Consider the following 18,663-nt stretch of genomic DNA (forward strand, 5'->3'; position numbering starts at 1 on the left):
ACCGCAACGCTACGCTGCGCCCATGAACCTGGACGACGCCCACCGGCCCCCGCTCGGCTCCGGTAGCGCGACGCGGAGCGAGCACGGGCAGGCTCGCGTGCCCCGGCGGGTGTTCCCGGTCGCCGTCCTGGGGGGTCTCGTCACGACCGCCCTGCCGCTCGGGATCGTCATCAGGCCCGTGACGCGCGTCAACGCGCCCGACGACGCACGCCCTGTGGACGCTGGGTTCTTCGAGCTGCTCGCGCTCCCGAGCATCGGCATCCTCGTGCCCGCGCTGGTTCTCGGCGCGCTGTGCTTCGGTCTCCTGGTGCGGTCGGGTCTGCGTCGCGCCGCACGGGCCGACGCGAGTCCGTCCGTGTGGCGGGTCGGCACTGTGGCGAGCCTCGGGTGGCTCGCGGTCTTCCCGTTCCTCGGAGGCGGCTTCTCGCTCGTGATCACGGTGTTCAGCGCCGGGATCCTCGGGCTGCTCGTCGGCGCCGCGATCGTGCTCTTCTGCCTCCCCGGGTCGCTGCTCGCGACGGCGATCGTCATCGAGCTCGTCAAGCGCAAGAAGTCACGCCTCGCCCCGCGCGCAGCGTGACAGGCCTCGGGTAGATGCGGTCCGCCCGCCGTCGTCTACCGTGGGTCCATGAGCCGCGCGCAGGGGCACGACGACGTCACGCAGGTTCCCGGGGTGCACGTCCCTGTCCTCGGGGCTCCCACGGGCCCGCCGCCCGGTCCGCGCCCGCTGCGCTGGCGCCTGCCCCTGGTGCTCGTCGCCCCGGCGTCCTTCCTCGCGACGTACGCGGCGCTCTTCCTCACGGTGCTCGGCTGGGCCGCTGTCCAGCACGTCTTCGAGGGGCCGCCCGCGGTAACCGTGACGGGGCCAGCGGACGGCGAAGGGTCTGTCGTCGACCTGCTCGGGCCGCTCTTCTCCACTCCTGCGCTGCTCATGGTGGGTGGCGCTGCGGCAATCATGCGCGCGGGAGCGGTGTGGTGCGCCCGGCGCCCCGCACCGGCGCGGACGGGGGCAGTGGTGGGCGCGGCGATCTCCGTGCCCCTGGTGGTCGCGGCTGTCGTGGTGCCGCTGCTCAGCGGCGAAGGCTACAGCGCGGTCGAGATGGGCGTCGTCGTGATCATGCTCGTCCTGCTCATGCTCGGGCTGCCCGTCGCCGTAGCCCTGGTTCTCGTGCTGCGCCAGGCGGGGGTCACCGTTCGGGGCGGTGGCGCGTACCCGGTGGCGGCTGCCGCCTGAGAGGCAGCCGCTGCGCGATGGGATGATGGAACCCATGAGCACCACCGCCCTCGACCCGACGACCGCCCGCCGCCCCGGCGATCGGCTCCTCCCGCCGCTGCAGATCGGCCCGCACTCGATCGACACGCCCGTCGTCCTCGCTCCCATGGCGGGAGTCACGAACGGCGCCTTCCGACGGCTGTGCCGTGAGCACGGAGCGGGCCTGTACGTCGCGGAGATGGTCACGTCGCGCGCGCTCGTCGCCCGCAACGAGGAGTCCCTGCGGATCGTCACGTTCGACGAGGACGAGGAGGTGCGCTCGGCCCAGGTCTACGGCGTCGACCCGGCGACCGTGGGCGCCGCGGTGAAGATCATCGCGGGGGAGGACCGTGCGGACCACGTCGACCTCAACTTCGGCTGCCCCGTCCCGAAGGTGACGCGCAAGGGTGGCGGTGCCGCACTCCCGTGGAAGCGAGAGCTGTTCACGCGCATCGTCGAGGCCGCGGTCGAGGCGGCCGCGCCGTACGGCGTCCCCGTGACGGTGAAGATGCGCAAGGGGATCGACGCCGAGCACCACACGTACCTCGAGGCGGGCCTGATCGCCGAGAGCCTCGGCGTCGCTGCGGTCGCGCTGCACGCGCGCACGGCCGCCGAGTACTACTCCGGACACGCCGACTGGTCGGCGATCGCCGAGCTCAAGCGCACCGTGACGTCGATCCCGGTGCTCGGCAACGGCGACATCTGGAGCGCCGAGGACGCGGTCGCGATGGTCGAGCAGACGGGCTGCGACGGCGTCGTCGTCGGGCGCGGCTGCCAGGGCCGGCCGTGGCTGTTCGCGGACCTCGCCGCGGCCTTCGACGGGCGGCCCGACCGCGTGCGACCAGGCCTGCGCATGGTCGCCGAGACGATCTACCGGCACGGCGAGCTCATGGTCGAGGAGTTCGGCGACGAGGACAAGGGCATGCGCGACCTGCGCAAGCACATGGCGTGGTATCTCAAGGGATACCCGGTCGGCGGCGACAGCCGCCGCGGCCTCGCGATGGTGTCGACCCTCGCTGAGCTGCGCGAGCTGCTCGACGCGCTCGACCTCGACCAGCCGTACCCGGGCGAGGCCGCCGAGGGGACGCGCGGTCGGCAGGGCACGCCGAAGCGGCCGCACCTCCCGGAGGGGTGGCTCGACTCGCGCGAGCTCGACGACGAGTTCCGCGCGAGGCTCGCGGAGGCGGAGCTCTCGGTCTCCGGCGGCTAGGCCCGCGCAGCGCCCGGCCGCGGACCGCGCTCAGCGCGCGAGGACCTTGGCCGCTCTCTCGACCATCTCGTCGGCGAGGCGGACAGCCCCCGACTCGTGGGCGTCGAGGAGAGCGCGCGCAGCGTCCGGCGTCTGGTTCGCGAACCACGACGCGACCGTCACCCCGTGGTCGGGCCGTGAGAGCGTCTCGATCGGGTCACCCGAACGGACCGTCCCGGGCTGGACGACGCGGAGGTAGGCGCCGAGGAGGCCCGCCTCGGCGAAGCGACGCACCCAGCGGGGCTCGCCCATCCGTTCGGCAAACTTCGTGCACGGGGTGCGGGGCATGGTCGCCTCGACGACGACCTCCTCGCCGATGCGCCACGTCTGCCCGATCGTCGCGGCCGACGTCTCCATGCCCGCGACGCGGAGGTTCTCGCCGAAGAGGCCCGGCGGGACGGGTCGCCCGAGGCGGCGCGCCCACTCCTCGGCCTCGTGCTGGGCGTAGGCGTACAGGGCCTTGTCGGGTCCGCCGTGGTGCTTCCTGTCGGCCTGGGTGTCGCCCTCGAGGCCGAGCGGACCGACGGCGACCGCCTCGGTCGTCGGGAGCTTGTCGATCGCTGTCTCCTTCCCGAGAGCGGGCAGGTAGACGGTGCGGGGTGCGCGGCAGACGGCGACGAGCGTGGCGGTGGTCACTCGTCGATCCTAGGTGGGCGTCCGCGGGCCCGCCCGGTCCAGGCGGGCCCGCGGCGTGGCGCTCAGACGCTGGCGGGAACGGCCCAGACGGTCGTGTCGGTGGGCACGCCGTCGCCGAGCGGTCCGCTCGCTACGAGGACCTCGTAGCCGGCGGGCACCTGGACGGGCGCGTCGCCGAGGTTGGTCAGGACGAGCAGGTCGCCGTTGCGGAAAGCGACGACGGCTGGGTCGTCCGCGTACGCGTCGACCCACGCGAGGTCGCCTGCACCGAGCCCGAGGCGGCGTCGCTCGGCGAGAGCGGTGCGGTAGAGCTCGTAGGTCGAGCCGGCGACGCCGCGCTGACGGTCCGCGGCGAGCTCGCGGTAGCTGTCGGGCTGGGGGAGCCACGTCGCTCCGGTCGGGCCGAAGCCCAGGCCCGGGGCGTCGCCCTCCCACGGCATGGGGACGCGGCAGCCGTCGCGACCCGCCTCCGTGTGGCCGGTCCGGAACCATGCCGGGTCCTGGCGGAGCGAGTCGTCGAGAGTCGTGTGCTCGGGCAGACCGAGCTCCTCGCCCTGGTACAGGTACGCGGAGCCGGGCAGGGCGAGCATCTGCAGCGTCGCCGCGCGGGCGCGCCGCAGGCCGACGACGGCGTCCGGCTGCGGCTCGTGCGCGCGGATGCCGTTCGGGCGTGCGCCGCCCGGGATGCCGAGCCGGGAGGCGTGCCGCACGACGTCGTGGTTCGACAGGACCCACGTCGTCGGCGCCCCGACCTCGTCGTACGCCCCGAGCGACGTCGTCACGACGTCGCGCAGCGCCTTCGCGTCCCACGGCGTCGTGAGGTACGCGAAGTTGAAGGCCTGCTGCATCTCGTCGGGGCGGACGTAGCGGGCGAGAGCCGAGAGCGGCTCGACCCAGGCCTCGGCGCACAGCGCACGGTCGCCGTCGTACTCCGCGAGGACCTTGTTCCACTCGCGGTAGATCTCGTGGACGCCCGGCTGGTCGAACATCGGGGTGAGCGCGGTGACGTTCGCGGCCTCGCCCGTCGAGCCGTCGACCATCGACGTGTTGCCGTCCCAGTCGGGCAGGCCGTCCTTCTTGACCATGCCGTGCGCGACGTCGACGCGGAAGCCGTCGACGCCCTTGTCGAGCCAGAACCGCAGGACGTCGATCATCTCCGCGCGGACCTCGGGGTTGGTCCACTCGAGGTCCGGCTGCGACGAGTCGAACATGTGCAGGTACCACTGCGTGTCCGTGACGCCCAGGCGCTCGGCGTCGGGGTGCCGGTCGACGCGCGTCCAGGCCGGGCCGCCGAAGACGGAGCCCCAGTTGTTCGGCGGCTCCTCGCCGTCGGCCTTGCCGTCGCGGAACATGTAGCGCGCGCGCTCGGGGCTGCCGGGCCCGGCGGCCAGGGCCTCCTGGAACCACCTGTGCTGGTCCGACGTGTGGTTCGGGACGAGGTCGATCACGACGCGCAGCCCGAGCGCGTGCGCGCGTCCGAGGAGCGCGTCGAAGTCCTCGAGCGTGCCGAACAGCGGGTCGACGTCGCGGTAGTCGGCGACGTCGTAGCCGCCGTCGGCCTGCGGCGAGCGGTAGAAGGGGGAGAGCCAGAGCGCGTCGACGCCGAGCGCGGCGAGGTGGTCGAGGCGCGACGTGATGCCGGCGAGGTCGCCCATGCCGTCACCGTCGGCGTCCGCGAAGGAGCGCGGGTACACCTGGTAGATCACGGCGTCGCGCCACCACTCGGCGGGCTCGGGATGGGCGGGGTGGATCGTGGTCGCGGTGACGGCGGTGTTCGTCACGGGGGCCTCGTTTCGTCGTCGGTGTGCGCGCCGCACGGCGCTGTCGAATCGATTTGATCAACACTACGCGCAAGGCCCCGGCGGCAACCACCGGGGCCTTGCGCGTCGAGCGTCAGTCGGCGGTCGGAGCCACACCCGTGGACTCGCGCACGACGAGCTCCGGGTGGAAGAGGATCTCCGAGCGGGGGATCGGGTCGCCCGCGATCTGCGACATGAGCGACGTGACCGCCGCGGTCGCCATCGCCGTGACAGGCTGCCGGATCGTCGTGAGCGGCGGGTCCGTGAACGCGATGAGCGGCGAGTCGTCGTACCCGACGATCGAGACGTCGCGGGGGACCTTGAGGCCGCGGCTGCGTGCGGCACGCGTGGCGCCGAGAGCCATGAGGTCGGAGCCGCAGATGATGCCGGTGTGGCCACTGTCGATCAGCTCGCCTGCGGCGGCCTGGCCGCCCTCGACCGAGAAGAGCGACGTGGCGACGTGCGGCGTGACGTCCTGCTCCCCGAGGTGGCGCGCGATCGACGTCGTGAAGCCCTCGACCTTGCGACGCACCGTGACGTACCGGTCCTGACCGATCGCGAGGCCGATCTTGCGGTGGCCGAGCGACACGAGGTGGCGGACCGACAGCTCCATCGAGTTGTAGTCGTCGTTCGAGATGAACGGCGCGTCGATGCCCTCGGCGTAACCGTTGATCATCACGAGGTGCACGCCGCGGTCACGGAGGCGGTGATAACGCTCGTGGGAGGCGGTCACGTCGGCGTGGAGGCCCGAGACGAAGATGATGCCGGCGACCCCGTGGTCGAGGAGCATCTCGATGTACTCGTCCTCGGTCGTGCCGCCGGGGGACTGGGTGCACAGGAGCGGGGTGTAGCCGTGCTCGGACAGGCGCGACTCGATCACCTGGGCGAAGGCCGGGAAGACCGGGTTGGTCAGCTCGGGGACCACGAGGCCGATGAGGCCTGCAGAGTGGCTCTTCAGCTTCTCCGGCCGCTCGTAGCCGAGCAGGTCGAGGGCGGCAAGGACCGCCTGGCGCGTCTCTCCGGACACGCCCGCCTTGCCGTTCAGCACCCGGGACACGGTCGCGGTGCTGACACCAGCCTGCGCTGCTAGATCGGAAAGACGGGTGCGCACGGGTTGCAATGTACGGGACAACAGGCCTCCTTGCCATGATCCGACGCCCGCGACAGATGCGTGTCGTCGCTGACGCGCGGGCCCTCGTGTCGCCTGGTGAGCCGTTTGTCCCACCTCGGGCGACGCTCGAGTCTAGCCCCTCTGCAATGTTGCGTGAAAGTTACCGTAACGGCTTGCATCCGGTCGTCGTCGGGAACTACGGTCGCCCTATCAGCGCTCGCTACGGATGTCGTGGTGGGCATGGATCAACAATTTGGGAGACATGCGATGCGACGGAGCATCCCCTTCGTGGCCGCGGTCGTCGGGCTCGGCCTGACGCTCACCGCGTGCGGCGGGAACAGCGGCACCGAGACGACCACCACCAAGGCGCCCGAGGCCACGACGACGTCGGAGGCCCCGAAGTTCTCCGGCGAGCTGACCTTCTGGGTCGACGAGGAGCGCATCAAGGACTTCCCCGGCGTCGCTTCCGACTTCGAGGCCGAGTTCGGCGTCAAGGTCAACCTGGTGCAGAAGGCCAACGCCGACATGAAGACCGACTTCCTGGCGCAGGCCCCGACCGGCAAGGGTCCGGACCTGATCGTCGGCGCGCACGACTGGGTCGGCGAGCTCGTCGCCAACGGTGCTGCTGCGCCCGTCCAGCTCGAGGACACCTCCGGCCTCTCCGCCGGCGCCCTGACCGCCTTCTCGTCCGAGGGCCAGCTCTACGGCGTGCCCTACGCGGTCGAGAACATCGCGCTCATCCGCAACAACGAGCTCGTCAAGGAGACCCCCGAGACGCTCGACGAGGTCATCGCGCAGAACGACGAGACCAAGGCCAAGTACCCGCTCGTCGTCCAGCAGGGCAAGGACGGCGACGCCTACCACCTCAACCCGCTGATGACGTCCTTCGGCATCTCGATCCTCGCGACGGACGCCGACGGCGGCTACATCGGCGAGGAGGGCATCTCGGGCACGGGCGGCGACGCCTGGGCCACGTGGCTCGCCGAGCAGGGCAAGAAGGGCTGGCTCTCGCCGGACATCGACGGCCAGGTCGCGACCGACGCCTTCAAGAACGGTGAGACCCCGTACATCATCACGGGTCCGTGGAACGTCGTGGGTGGCGAGGGCCGCTTCGCCGAGTCGGGCATGGACGTCTCCGTCCTCCCGATCCCGTCCGCGGGTGGCGAGACCGCTCGTCCCTTCGCCGGTTACCAGGGCATCTACGTGAGCGCCGAGTCGGCCAACAAGGTCGCGGCCAACGCGTTCGTCTCCTACATCGCTCGCGGTGACGTCCAGACGAAGCTCTACAAGGAGGGTGGCCGTATCCCCGTCGCCTCCGAGGCTGCCGCCGCCGTCGACGACGAGCTCCTCAAGGGCTTCGCGATCGCTGGCCAGGACGCGGTCGCCGCTCCGGGTCTCGCCGAGATGGACTCTATCTGGGGCAACTGGGGCAAGACCCAGGTCGCGATCATCTCGGGCAAGGCCGCTAACCCGACCGACGCCTGGGCCGAGCTCGGCACCCAGATCAACGACCTCTTCAAGAAGTGATGACCTGCGCGGCCCGCGCTGACGAGGCCGGTGACCGCGCAGCCAGCACGAACTGATGTGGAGCCCTCGCCGACCTGGCGAGGGCTCCACATCGTGAGCAGACTGAAGTGACACAACGGTGGGCGCGGTGAGGCGACACCCGACGGAGGCACCCCTAATGAGTGAGCGAAGCGCCCTGTCCGAGACAGGGTCCACGGTCGCGCCAGCGCCCGACCTGACACCGGGTCGGGGCACCACGTCCCACGCCCGTGACATCGGTAAGGGCTTCCTCGTGAAGCTCATCCTCGTGATGCTCGTCGACGCCCTCGGCGTCTACGGGATCATCACCGCGTTCGGCATCGGCCACTGGCCGATCGTCATCTCCCTCGTCGTCGGCCTCGTCGTCGTCAACTGGGTCTACTTCTCGCGCCGGATGGTGCCGCTCAAGTACCTGCTCGGCGGGCTGATCTTCCTGCTCGTGTACCAGGTCTTCGTCATGGCCTACACGGGCTACGTGGCCTTCACGAACTACGGCACCGGCCACATGCTCACCAAGGAGCAGGCGATCGAGCGCCTGCAGGAGTACAACCAGGTGCGGGTCCCCGACTCGCCCACCTACCCGCTCACGGTCCTCCAGCGTGACGGAGAGATCTACTTCGGCATCGTCGACGAGGGCAAGGCCCTCGTCGGTAGCGCGGAGCAGCCCCTCGAGGAGGTCTCGGGCGCCGAGGTCGTCCAGGCCGGCGAGACGACGCAGCGCATCGCGTCCGCGCCGGGCTTCGAGACGATCGACTTCGCGGGCCTCCTCAACCTCGATCAGGACATCAGCACGATCCGCGTGCCGTGGAGCTCCGACCCGACGAGCGGCTCCCTGAGCACCGACTTCGGCGCGAACGGCTTCCGCAACCAGCCAGCGCTCACGTACGACGCCGACGAGGACACGATGACCCACGTCGAGACGGGCGTCATCTACTACGCGGACGACAACGGCTCGTTCACCGCCGCTGACGGCACGACGCTGACACCGGGCTGGCGCGTCTCGGTCGGCTTCGACAACTTCAAGCGCATGATCACCGAGGAGCGCCTCTCCGGGCCGTTCTTCACGGCAGCCACGTGGACCTTCGCGTTCGCGTTCCTCTCGGTCGCGACGACGTTCGCGCTCGGTCTCTTCATCGCCATCACCTTCAACGACGAGCGCGTCCGCGGTCGCAAGATCTACCGGTCGCTGCTGATCCTCCCGTACGCGTTCCCGGGCTTCCTGTCCGCCCTCATCTGGGCCGGCATGCTCAACCGCTCGTACGGGTTCATCAACCAGACGCTCCTGGGCGGTGCCTACATCGACTGGCTCGGCGACCCGTGGCTGGCCAAGATCGCCATCATCGGCGTGAACCTCTGGCTCGGCTTCCCGTACATGTTCCTCATCACGACGGGCGCGTTGCAGTCCATCCCGAGCGACATCAACGAGGCCGCACGCATCGACGGCGCCGGACCGTTCCGTGTTTTCCGCAGCCTGACGCTGCCGCTGCTGCTCGTCTCGGTGACGCCTCTGCTGATCGCGAGCTTCGCGTTCAACTTCAACAACTTCTCGCTGATCTACATGCTCACCAAGGGTGGCCCGGTCTACGTCGGCAACGAGTACGGCCTCGGCTCGACGGACATCCTGATCTCGACCGTGTACAAGATCGCGATCGAGGGTGGCGGTGCGAAGGACTACGGCCTTGCGAGCGCCATGTCCATCATCATCTTCCTGGTCGTGGGACTCGTCTCCTACATCGGGTTCCGCCGGACGCGCTCGCTCGAGGAGATCAACTGACATGGCCTTCCAGACTTCAGCTCCCGACACCGTGCAGTACCGCGACACCCGACCCAAGGGTCAGCTCTGGTGGCGGCAGATCGGCTGGCGTCACGTCGTCGCCGTCGCGCTGATCATCTACGCGGTTTTCCCGCTCATCTTCGCGCTGTCGACGTCGCTCAACCCGGGCGGCTCGATCAGTGGTTCGAGCAAGCTCTTCCAGAACGTCGACCTGGCGAACTTCAAGAAGCTCTTCGCCGAGACGGACTTCCCGTCCTGGGCGATGAACTCGATCATCATCTGCACGGTCACCGCGCTCGGAACGCTCCTCATGGGTGCGTCGGCCGCATACGCGTTCTCGCGGTTCCGCTTCCGTGGACGCCACGGCGCGCTGACGTCGCTGCTGATCATCCAGATGTTCCCGCAGATGCTCGCGTTCGTCGCGATCTTCCTCCTGCTGCTGTCGCTCGGTGACGTCTTCCCGATCATCGGCCTCAACCAGATCCTCGGTCTGATCGCGATCTACCTCGGTGGTTCGCTCGGCAGCAACACGTTCCTCATGTACGGGTTCTTCAACACGATCCCGCGTGAGCTCGACGAGGCCGCAAAGCTCGACGGCTGCACGCACGCGCAGATCTTCTGGCAGATCATCCTGCGCCTCGTGCTCCCGATCCTCACCGTGGTCGGCCTGCTGTCCTTCGTGGCGACGTACGGCGACTTCATCATCGCCAAGGTCGTCATGCAGGCGAACGACAAGTTCACGATCGCCGTCGGCCTGTACCAGTGGGCGTCCAACCCGCGTGCCGTGCCGTGGTCGCTCTTCGCAGCGGGCGCGATCATCGCCGCCATCCCGGTCGTGATCCTGTTCCTCTTCCTGCAGAAGTACATCGTCTCCGGCCTCACTGCGGGGTCCGTCAAGGGATGACCTACTGCACCACCCGTGGTGCGGGAGCGCTCGCCGCGCTCCCGCACCACGACGGCTCCGAGATCTATGTCCAGCAAGGCCCGTACCAGCTCGGATCCGTCATCACGGTCCGCGTGCGCGTCCCACGCGGGTACGGCGAGACCGCGGTGCTCCTGCGCTTCGTCCAGGACGCCGAACCCCGCACCGTGCGCACCGCGCTCGCGCGCGACGACGAGCACGACCGCTGGTACGAGGCGGAGCTCCCGCTCCACAACCCCGTCACGAGCTACCGCTTCGCGCTCGTCCTGCCGGACGACGTGCACTGGCTCAACGCGCGCGGAGTCCACGACCGTGGCGTGACCGACGAGAACGACTTCCGCATCACGACGGCCGCCCCGGCGCCCGAGTGGCTGCACCACTCGGTCGTCTACCAGGTCTTCCCCGACCGCTTCGCGCGGTCCGCCGCCGCGGACGACCGCCCGACCCCGGAGTGGGCCGAGCCCGCCGCGTGGGACGACGAGCCCGTCGCCCACGGTGCCCGGACGGGCAAGCAGCTCTACGGCGGCGACCTGGACGGCGTCGTCGAGCATCTCGACCACATCGCCGACCTCGGCGTGACGACCGTCTACCTCACGCCGATCTTCCCGGGGCGCTCCGCGCACCGCTACGACGCGTCGACGTTCGACGAGGTCGACCCGCTGCTCGGCGGCGACGAGGCGCTCGTCCGGCTGTCCGATGCGCTCCACGCCCGCGGCATGCGGATCATGGGTGACATCACGACGAACCACACGGGCGAGGGACACGAGTGGTTCCACCGCGCCCGCACCGACGAGAGCTGCGCCGAGCGCGACTTCTACTACTGGATCGACGGGGGACCGGGCTACGCGAGCTGGCTCGGCCACAGCAGCCTCCCGAAGCTCAACTTCGCGTCGCCCGAGCTCGGCCCGCGCCTGATCGACGGTCCTGGGTCCGTCATCGGCAAGTGGCTCCAGGCACCCTGGTCGCTCGACGGATGGCGGGTCGACGTCGCCAACATGACCGGGCGCTACGCCGACAACGACCACAACGAGGACGTCGGCCGCCGCCTGCGCGCGACCCTCGCCGCGGTGAACCCGGACGCCGCGCTCATCAGCGAGCACTTCCACGACGCTCGCGGCGACCTGTCCGGCGAGACGTGGCACGGCAACATGAACTACACGGCGTTCTCCAACCCCGTGTGGACGTGGCTCGCCGCGCCCGGCAACGGCATCCGCTACATGGGCGTCGAGGGCCTCGCCATGCCGCGCCGCACCGGCGCGCAGATGGTCGCCGAGATGCGGGACTTCGACGCGGCCGTGCCGTGGCAGGTCCTGCTGAACCAGTGGAACATGCTCGGCTCGCACGACACCCCGCGCATCCGCACGGTCGTCGGCTCCCGCGAGATGCAGGAGGTCGCCGCCGGACTGCTGTTCACGTACCTCGGCGTCCCCGCGATGTTCGCGGGCGACGAGCTCGGCCTCACCGGCACGACGGGCGAGCACGCGCGCGTCCCCATGCCGTGGGACCGTCCCGAGCGGCGTGACGAGGTCATCCACGAGCGCTATCGAACGCTCGCACGGCTGCGCGCCGAGCACCGTGCGCTGCGCGAGGGCTCGCTGCGCTGGGTCCTCACGGAGGACGACGCCGTGGGGTACGTCCGCGAGACCGCCGACGAGGCTCTGCTCGTCGTCGTCGCGCGCGCCGCATGGCCGGGTGCCGAGCTGCGGCTCGCCGTGCCGAGCGGCATGGCGGAGACGCTCTACGGCACCGCCGACCTCACGGTCACGGAGCACGACGGCGCGACGGGCGTCGTCGTCCCGGGCGACGGCCCGACGGTCGGGGTGTGGAAGCTGCGATGAGCAGCGCCAGGCTGCGCGGGCGGCTGGACTAGGCTTGCGCCGTGTCTGAACCCGCCCCGCAGCCTGGATACGCGCCTGCCGACATGGAGCGCTGGGTACCCGAGCCGCCCAAGAGCAAGGCACGTACCCCGTTCGAGCGCGACCGCGCACGGCTCGTCCACTCCGCCGCGCTGAGGCGCCTCGGTGCCAAGACGCAGGTGCTCGGCCCGTCGAGCGACGACTTCATCCGCACGCGCCTGACGCACACCCTCGAGGTCGCGCAGGTCGGACGCGAGCTCGGCAAACAGCTCGGCTGCGACCCCGACGTCGTCGACACCGCGTGTCTCGCCCACGACCTCGGGCACCCGCCGTTCGGCCACAACGGCGAGCGCGCGCTCGCCGCCGTCGCGAAGGACATCGGCGGCTTCGAGGGCAACGCCCAGACGCTGCGGCTGCTCACGCGCCTCGAGCCGAAGGTGTTCACGGACGACGGCGAGGCGGTCGGCCTCAACCTCACGCGAGCGAGCCTCGACGCGTCGGTCAAGTACCCGTGGCGCCTCTGGGAGGGCCCGCAGGGGAAGCTGAGCCACAAGTTCGGCGTCTACCCCGACGACCTGCCCGTGTTCGAGTGGCTGCGCGAGGGCGCGCCCGAGGGGACGAAGTGCCTCGAGGCGCAGGTCATGGACCTCGCGGACGACATCTCGTACTCGGTGCACGACGTCGAGGACGCGATCGTCGGCGGCAAGGTCGACCTGTCGCTCACGCGCGACGACGACGAGCGTTCCCGCGTCATCGAGGCGCTCACCACCTGGTACGGCACGAAGTTCACCGAGGACGAGCTCGACGCTGCGATCTCCCGACTCGACGCCGCGGACCTGTGGCTGCACGACTTCGACGGCTCGCGCCGCTCCCTCGCTCAGCTCAAGGACGCGACGAGCCAGCTCATCGGCCGCTTCTGCGAGGCCGCCCACAGCGCGACGCGAGACAAGTACGGCGACGGCCCGCTCACCCGTTACGGCGCGAGCCTCGTCGTCCCGGACGAGACGGTCGCCGAGATCCTCGTCCTCAAGGGCGTCGCCGTCGCCTACGTCATGGCGCCGCGCGAGTCCGAGCCGCTCTACCAGGCGCAGCGTCAGCTCCTCACCTCGCTCGTCGAGGTGCTGCTCGAGCGAGCGCCGACGGCGCTCGAGCCCGCGTTCGCCGCCGACTGGCGCGAGGCAGCCGACGACGCAGCGCGGTTGCGCGTCGTCGTCGACCAGGTCGCCTCGCTCACCGACGTGAGCGCGAGCAAGTGGTACGCGCGCCTCGTGGGCCCCGCGTTCTGACCGCGGTCCGTCGAGGGCCGCTCGCACGGCCCGGACGGTCGCGCTGACGTCCTAGACTCAGGGCGTGGCAGGTCTCATCAAGCGCGAGGACGTGGACGCGGTCCGCGAGCGGGCACGCATCGACGAGATCGTGGGCTCCTACGTCACGCTCAAGACGGCGGGCGTCGGCTCGATGAAGGGCCTGTGCCCCTTCCACGACGAACGCACTCCCTCCTTCCACGTGCGCCCCCAGGTCGGGCGCTGGCACTGCTTCGGCTGCAACGAGGGTGGCGACGTCATCTCGTTCGTCCAGAAGATCGACGGCCTCGGCTTCACGGAGGCGGTGGAGCACCTCGCGCAACGCGTCGGCATCCAGCTGCGCTACGAGGAGGGTGGCGGGCCGCGCCGCTCCGAGGAACCGGGCAAGCGCCAGCGCATCATCGAGGCCAACCGCAGCGCGGCGCAGTTCTACGCCGAGCAGCTCTTCTCACCGGGCGCGACGGTCGCCCGCGAGTTCCTGGCCCAGCGCAGCTTCGACCGGGCCGCGGCCGAGACGTTCGGCGTCGGCTACGCGCCGCAGGGCTGGAGCTCGTTGCTCACCTACCTGCGCTCCAAGGGGTTCTCGGAAGCGGAGCTGCTCGCGGCCGGCCTCGTCTCGCAGGGGAACCGCGGCGTCTACGACCGCTTCCGCGGCCGGCTGATCTGGCCGATCCGCGACGTGACGGGCGAGGTCATCGGCTTCGGCGCGCGGCGACTGTTCGACGACGACCAGGGCCCCAAGTACCTCAACACCCCCGAGACGGCCGTCTACAAGAAGTCGCAGGTGCTCTACGGCCTCGACCTCGCCAAGCGGGAGATCGCGAAGACGAAGCGCGTCGTCGTCGTCGAGGGATACACCGACGTCATGGCGGCGCACCTGTCCGGGGTCGGCACCGCCGTCGCGACGTGCGGCACCGCGTTCGGCAGCGACCACGTCCGCGTCGTGCGGCGCCTCGTCGGCGACACCTCGGCCGGGTCCGGCGTCCAGCTCGCGGGCGGCGGCTCGACCGGCGGCGAGATCATCTTCACGTTCGACGGCGACGCCGCCGGCCAGAAGGCCGCGATGCGCGCGTTCGCGGAGGACCAGCGCTTCTACGCCCAGACCTTCGTCGCGGTAGAGAAGAGCGGCATGGACCCGTGCGAGCTGCGCCTCGCGCGCGGCCCCGAGGCCGTGCGCGCGCTCGTCGACTCCCGGCAACCGCTGTTCGAGTTCGTCATCCGCACGACGCTCGCGTCGTTCGACCTCGGCACCGCCGAGGGCCGTGTCGGGGCGCTCCGCGCCGCGGCACCCGCGGTCGCGAGCATCCGCGACTCCGCGCTCAAGCCCGAGTACACGCGCATGCTCGCCGGCTGGCTCGGCATGGACGGCGAGACCGTGCGCCGCGCCGTCGCGTCGGCGCAGCACGCCGGCCAGCGAGCCGCGCACAGCGCAGGGGAGCGGCCCGGACGGCCCGACGCCGAGCAGGCGCGCCACGCGGCCCCCTCGCGCGAGCCGTACCCCGCCGAGCGTGCCCCCGGCGCGTTCTCACGGCCCGACCGCACCGACCCGGTCGCGCGCCTCGAGCGCGAGGTGCTCGAGGCTGTGCTGCAGCACCCCGGTTCCGTCCCGCCCGAGTTCGACGAGCTCGGCGCGGACGCGTTCTCCGTGCCCGCCTGGCGTGCCGTGCACGAGGCGATCCGTGCCGCGGGCGGCGTCGGGACGACGTCGGACCCTGCACAGTGGGTCGCGCGTGTCCTCGAGGAGGCCTCGGCACCCGTCGCGGGGATCGTCAACGAGCTCGCGGTCGCGCCGCTGCCGGAAGATCGCGAGTCGGCGGTCGAGGACTACGTGCGCGGCGTCGTCCGCTCGCTCGTCGAGATGCAGTACACGCGCCGTATCGCCAACCTGCGCTCTGCGCTGCAGCGCACCGACATGGAGTCGGACCCGGAGGGCTACCAGGCGCTCTTCGCCGAGCTGCTCGGTCTCGAGGCCCAGCGGCGCGAGCTGCGCGCCCTCGACCAGGGCGACTGACGCTGAGGCCACTGGGGCGTCGCGAGGGCGCCGGTGGGGGACAGGGCTGCGTCACCCGGTAGATTGTCCCGCGGACCCGCAGGGTCCCGGGGCGTTAGCTCAGTCGGTCAGAGCAGCGGACTCATAATCCGTCGGTCCTGGGTTCAAGCCCCAGACGCCCCACCACGTGCCCCAGCGTGGCGCGCTAGCGTGGGGCCATGGGACTTCTTCGTCGCGGCCACCGGGCCGAGCACGACCGGCTCGCACACCAGCACGCCCAGGAGCGCGCCCTCGCCGGCGCGCAGGTCTCCCGCCACGGCGCGCAGGAGGGCTGGGCCGTCGCGACGGCGCACCGCCTCGTCCTCGCCTTCGGTGACGACGTCGTCGTGCGTCGCTGGTGCGACGTCGACCACGGCGCGCTCGACGCGCAGAGCGCGGAGCTGACGATCCGCTGGGTCGACGGCGCGCCCGAGACGGTCATCACGCTCACGGACGCGAAGCCCCAGGCGTTCGCGCGGACCTTCCGGGAGCGGGTGCAGTCGTCGGTCGTCCACTCGGAGACCGTGAAGCTGCCCCAGGGCGGCGTGGTGCGCGTCGTCGTCCGGCGCGACGAGGCCGACGGGCTCTTCTCCGAGGTGCTCGGTGACGGCTATGTCCGGCTCGAGGACCCGGAGACTGCCGCCCTGGTCGCAGCCGCGGAGACGCGTGTCCGTGAAGCTGTCGGCCTGCCGCTCTGAGTGGTTCGGAGCACCCTTCCGACCCTGGTAGAGTTCTTCTCGTTCGTTACGGCGAACCGCGCGATCCCGCGTAGCTCAGTTGGCAGAGCATCCGACTGTTAATCGGACGGTCACTGGTTCGAGTCCAGTCGCGGGAGCGTCAGAAGGCCCGGAATCCCAAGGATTCCGGGCCTTCTTCGTACCCCTGGCTCCGAGCCGGGCGCGCTACGCGGCGAGGGCGAGCGCCTTGAGCTCCTTGCGGAGCAGGTCGGCGTACGCGCCGACACCGGTCATGTTCGGGTGGGTGCGGTCGGTCGCCGGGCTGCGGCGACGCGACGTCCCCAGGACCTAGGTGCTTATATCTAGCCACTCATAAGCGATCCGCTTATAGTTGCAGGGTGATAAGCGATCGATACGCCCTGATCGTGGACATCGTCCGGTCCCGCGACCTCCTCGACCGCGCCGCCGCACAGCGCGACATCGAGGACACCTTCGCGCGCGCCGCGCGGTACGTGCCGCTCGAGGTGCCGCTGTGGGCGACCGTCGGCGACGAGTTCCAGGCAGTCGCCGCCCGCCTTGCCGACGCCCTCTGGACCGCCGGCGTCGTCCGCCTCCTGCTGCCCGAAGGCCTCGACGTCCGCATCGGGATCGGGCGGGGCGAGATCCGCGACGTCGCCCCCGGCGCGAGGGGCGTACCGATCCAGGACGGCTCCGCCTGGTGGGCAGCCCGCACGGCGATCGACGAGGCCCACGAACGAGCCGACGGCGACGCTCCCTACACCCGCACCTGGTACGTCGCGTCCGAGCCAGAACCTGAGACCGACGCGCTCCTCACCTCGCAGCTCGTGCTCAGAGACCGCATGATCGACGCCATGACCTCGACCCAACGCGCGTACGCGGGCGAGAGCGCGCTCGGCCAGACCCAGGCGGAGATCGCCGCAGCGCACGGCGTCACGCAGCCCGCGGTCTCGCAGTCCCTCCGCCGCTCGGGCGGCGCCGCCGTCGCGACCTCGCTCCGGCTCCTGCAGGAGGTGGCCCGATGATCGCCGTGACCGTGCTGCTCCTCGTCGCCGTCGCGGACCTCGTCCGCAAGGTCCCCGCGGTGCAGGCTGGCCGCCGCAGCGCGTGGTGGGTCGGCGCCGCCGTCCTCGCCGCCGGCGCCGTGCTCGTCCTCGGCGCGGGTGTCCCGGTCCTCGTGACCCTCGGGTCCGCCGCCGTCGCCGGGGCGTGGACCCTCACGATGCCCGTGAGCGGGCCGGGGGAGTCGCGCCGGCTGTGGCCCGTGCTGGTCCTCGCCGCCGTCGTCGTGCTCGGAGCCCTCGCGCCTGTCCGTGATCTCACGGGACCGCTCGTGGACGCCTGGGAGCGCACCGCGCTCGGCGCGCCCGGCCCCGACGCCGTCCCTGCGGCGGTCGCGCTCGGCGTGCTCGCCGTCGTCCTCGCGCTCACCCGGACCGCGAACGTCGTGACGAGAGCCGCGCTCGCTCGCGCTCGCCGCGAGGACCCCGCGCCCGCCCGGGCCGCCGCAGGCCCCGAGCCAGGCCCCGCCGGGTGGCGGCTCAAGGTCCGTGGGCGGGACGTCGCGACGGTCGTGCCCGCGCCGTCGCGCGACGCCGTCGCTGGCCCCCTGCTGCGCGGCGGCCGCCTGATCGGCCCCCTCGAGCGCCTGCTCGTCCTCACGCTCGGACTCGCGGGCGTCTACCCCGTCATCGCGGCGGTGCTCGCCGCGAAGGGCATCGTGAGGTTCCCCGAGATCTCGGCCGACCGTGCGCACGGCACCAAGGCAGAGGAGTTCCTCATCGGCTCCCTCGCGAGCTGGACGACGGCGGGAGCGGGCGTCCTGCTCGTGCGTCTCCTGCTGCACGGCTGACCTGACCTGCGTCTCGCGCATCACTCCCGGCCCGCGTCTTCGCAAACCACGGGTCGATTCGTGAAAGAATCGCCCTCATGGCCATGAGAGAGATCCGCATCCTTCCCGACCCCGTGCTCCGTACGCCGTGCGACCCGATCACGACGATCGACGACCGTGTGCGGAGCCTGGTCGAGGACCTCGTGGAGACCGTCGACGACGAGGGGCGCGCCGGCCTGGCCGCGAACCAGATCGGCGTCAGCCTGCGGGCGTTCTCGTGGAACATCGACGACGAGATCGGCTACATCCTCAACCCGGTCATCGTCGACCTCTCCGAGGACGAGTATCAGGACGGCGACGAGGGCTGCCTCTCCGTGCCGGGCCTCTGGTACCCGACGAAGCGCGCCTGGTACGCGAAGGTCGAGGGCATCGACCTCGACGGCAACCCGGTCGTCGTCGAGGGCACCGAGCTCATGGCCCGCTGCCTCCAGCACGAGGTCGACCACCTCGACGGTCACCTCTACATCGACCGCCTCGAGCGCTCGGTGCGGAAGAAGGCGATGCGCGCCCTGCGCGAGCAGCTCTGACATCACGCATCCGAGGCCCGGCGCACCGCTCTCGCGGGTGCCGGGCCTCGCCTTTGCCGCCGTGATGCGGCAT

General features: G+C 71.0%; 16 protein-coding genes and 2 tRNA genes. 15 read left to right on the forward strand and 3 right to left on the reverse strand.

The genetic code is table 11. The annotated features are described in order from the left end of the window. The first annotated feature begins 22 nt into the window (after positions 1-22). Genes ATL41_RS00275 through dusB form a run of 3 tightly spaced genes read left to right on the forward strand, consistent with a single transcriptional unit; the run spans position 23 to position 2,462 of the window. A complete protein-coding gene (locus ATL41_RS00275; RefSeq protein WP_098456687.1) occupies positions 23-580 on the forward strand; it encodes a hypothetical protein in 558 nt (185 codons plus the stop codon). A 48-nt stretch (positions 581-628) separates the two neighbouring features. Beyond that, positions 629-1,234, forward strand: coding sequence for a hypothetical protein (locus ATL41_RS00280; protein WP_098456688.1), 606 nt, complete (start codon positions 629-631; stop codon positions 1,232-1,234). A gap of 34 nt (positions 1,235-1,268) precedes the next feature. After that, positions 1,269-2,462: a tRNA dihydrouridine synthase DusB gene (gene dusB, locus ATL41_RS00285; RefSeq protein WP_098456689.1), complete on the forward strand. Its 1,194-nt coding sequence runs from the start codon at positions 1,269-1,271 to the stop codon at positions 2,460-2,462. Positions 2,463-2,492: 30 nt separating this feature from the next. Here dusB and ATL41_RS00290 read toward each other — a convergent pair whose 3' ends face one another. The 3 genes from ATL41_RS00290 to ATL41_RS00300 all read right to left on the reverse strand — a co-directional run bounded on the left by ATL41_RS00290 (position 2,493) and on the right by ATL41_RS00300 (position 6,068). Continuing rightward, positions 2,493-3,137 carry an MOSC domain-containing protein gene (locus ATL41_RS00290; protein WP_098456690.1) on the reverse strand — a complete coding sequence of 215 codons (645 nt, stop codon included), beginning with the start codon at positions 3,135-3,137 and terminating at the stop codon, positions 2,493-2,495. A 62-nt stretch (positions 3,138-3,199) separates the two neighbouring features. Then, positions 3,200-4,918, reverse strand: a complete 1,719-nt coding sequence (locus ATL41_RS00295; protein ID WP_245854518.1) for a glycoside hydrolase family 13 protein — start codon at positions 4,916-4,918, stop codon at positions 3,200-3,202. Positions 4,919-5,030: 112 nt separating this feature from the next. Further along, positions 5,031-6,068: a LacI family DNA-binding transcriptional regulator gene (locus ATL41_RS00300; protein WP_098456691.1), complete on the reverse strand. Its 1,038-nt coding sequence runs from the start codon at positions 6,066-6,068 to the stop codon at positions 5,031-5,033. Between the two features lie 246 nt (positions 6,069-6,314). On the opposite strand from ATL41_RS00300, the gene ATL41_RS00305 reads away from it, so the two are divergent. The 12 genes from ATL41_RS00305 (at position 6,315) to def (ending at position 18,590) form a co-directional block, all read left to right on the forward strand. Next, positions 6,315-7,574, forward strand: coding sequence for a sugar ABC transporter substrate-binding protein (locus ATL41_RS00305; RefSeq protein WP_098456692.1), 1,260 nt, complete (start codon positions 6,315-6,317; stop codon positions 7,572-7,574). A 157-nt stretch (positions 7,575-7,731) separates the two neighbouring features. Further along, positions 7,732-9,366 carry an ABC transporter permease subunit gene (locus ATL41_RS00310; protein ID WP_098456693.1) on the forward strand — a complete coding sequence of 545 codons (1,635 nt, stop codon included), beginning with the start codon at positions 7,732-7,734 and terminating at the stop codon, positions 9,364-9,366. 1 nt (position 9,367) lies between these two features. Continuing rightward, positions 9,368-10,270, forward strand: coding sequence for a sugar ABC transporter permease (locus ATL41_RS00315; protein WP_098456694.1), 903 nt, complete (start codon positions 9,368-9,370; stop codon positions 10,268-10,270). Next, positions 10,267-12,126 (forward strand): glycoside hydrolase family 13 protein, encoded by a 1,860-nt coding sequence (locus ATL41_RS00320; protein ID WP_098456695.1) that lies wholly within the window; start codon positions 10,267-10,269, stop codon positions 12,124-12,126. The genes ATL41_RS00315 and ATL41_RS00320 overlap by 4 nt, the downstream gene beginning before the upstream one ends. 83 nt (positions 12,127-12,209) lie before the next feature. After that, a complete protein-coding gene (locus ATL41_RS00325; protein WP_098456696.1) occupies positions 12,210-13,430 on the forward strand; it encodes a deoxyguanosinetriphosphate triphosphohydrolase in 1,221 nt (406 codons plus the stop codon). 64 nt (positions 13,431-13,494) lie between these two features. Continuing rightward, complete coding sequence (dnaG, locus tag ATL41_RS00330) at positions 13,495-15,459, forward strand: DNA primase (protein WP_098456697.1); 1,965 nt, start codon at positions 13,495-13,497, stop codon at positions 15,457-15,459. Between the two features lie 88 nt (positions 15,460-15,547). Then, positions 15,548-15,624, forward strand: a tRNA-Ile gene (locus ATL41_RS00335). Between the two features lie 32 nt (positions 15,625-15,656). Further along, positions 15,657-16,175 (forward strand): hypothetical protein, encoded by a 519-nt coding sequence (locus ATL41_RS00340; RefSeq protein ID WP_098456698.1) that lies wholly within the window; start codon positions 15,657-15,659, stop codon positions 16,173-16,175. A 64-nt stretch (positions 16,176-16,239) separates the two neighbouring features. Next, positions 16,240-16,312: transfer RNA gene (locus ATL41_RS00345), tRNA-Asn, on the forward strand. Between the two features lie 267 nt (positions 16,313-16,579). After that, a complete protein-coding gene (locus ATL41_RS00350; RefSeq protein ID WP_169924471.1) occupies positions 16,580-17,197 on the forward strand; it encodes a SatD family protein in 618 nt (205 codons plus the stop codon). After that, the gene (locus ATL41_RS00355) at positions 17,194-18,024 is read left to right on the forward strand and encodes a hypothetical protein (protein WP_098456700.1); all 831 of its coding nucleotides are present in this window, start codon (positions 17,194-17,196) and stop codon (positions 18,022-18,024) included. Before ATL41_RS00350 ends, ATL41_RS00355 begins: the two co-directional genes overlap by 4 nt. Before the next feature lie 77 nt (positions 18,025-18,101). Next, positions 18,102-18,590 (forward strand): peptide deformylase, encoded by a 489-nt coding sequence (gene def, locus ATL41_RS00360; RefSeq protein ID WP_098456701.1) that lies wholly within the window; start codon positions 18,102-18,104, stop codon positions 18,588-18,590. The last annotated feature ends 73 nt before the right edge of the window (positions 18,591-18,663 follow it).

The organism is Flavimobilis soli, from assembly GCF_002564025.1.
Taxonomy (GTDB): Bacteria; Actinomycetota; Actinomycetes; order Actinomycetales; family Cellulomonadaceae; genus Flavimobilis; species Flavimobilis soli.